Annotated in this window: 1 pseudogene; it reads left to right on the top strand. The window is 55.6% G+C overall.

From position 1 onward, the window contains the following. Positions 1 to 334: 334 nt before the first annotated feature. Positions 335 to 549 (top strand): annotated as a pseudogene (locus FHP24_RS28565) (IS3 family transposase); the annotation flags it as partial. Between the last annotated feature and the right edge of the window lie 125 nt (positions 550 to 674).

The following is a 674-nucleotide window of genomic DNA, read 5'->3' as shown; positions in this document are numbered from 1 at the left end:
CGGGGTGGAGCAGCCCGGTAGCTCGTCAGGCTCATAACCTGAAGGCCGCAGGTTCAAATCCTGCCCCCGCAACCAATGAGACTTGTAAATTCCCCCACTCGGGAAACTCCACCAAAAGCTCCTCGGCGTAAGCTTCGAGGAGTTTTTTGCTCCGTGTCGATCTCGCCAGACGCAATCATGGTTGTCGCTTCGCTATAGAAAGTGATCATGGGTTGTCGCTGCATCACGTCTGACCTTGCCCCGTTGAAATAATCCATTTTGAAGAAGTTCTAGCCCATCGCGAGGACCAGGAAATGGAAGCATAGCCGTTTCGCCAACGAACCAGACTACCGGCATCCCACTTGCCACCAATGACCGCTGGTCGTTGGACTTTGTGTCGGATCTTTCTCCCATGGGCTCAGGTTCCGGGAGTTGATCGTCGTGGACGAATGCACCAGTGAATGCCTGGGCCTTGCCGTCGATACATCGCTTTCCGCTCTGCGCGGTGCCCGTGAGCTGAACCGGATCATCGAGGAGCGCGGCAAGCCGAAGATGATCGTAAGCGACGACGTCCTATATTCGGAAAGAAGCGCGGTTTCGGCCGCAGGTCGTTATCGCGTCGGTTTGCCGATGCGTTTGGATTATGATGTAGGCCCGGCCGATCGTCAACGAACGGTCTCTCCCATAACAAACAC

The sequence above is a fragment of the Aliirhizobium smilacinae genome, assembly GCF_006335145.1.
Taxonomy (GTDB): Bacteria; Pseudomonadota; Alphaproteobacteria; order Rhizobiales; family Rhizobiaceae; genus Neorhizobium; species Neorhizobium smilacinae.
Note: the sequence above shows the minus strand (reverse complement) of the source record. Positions and strands in the feature narration are given on the sequence as shown.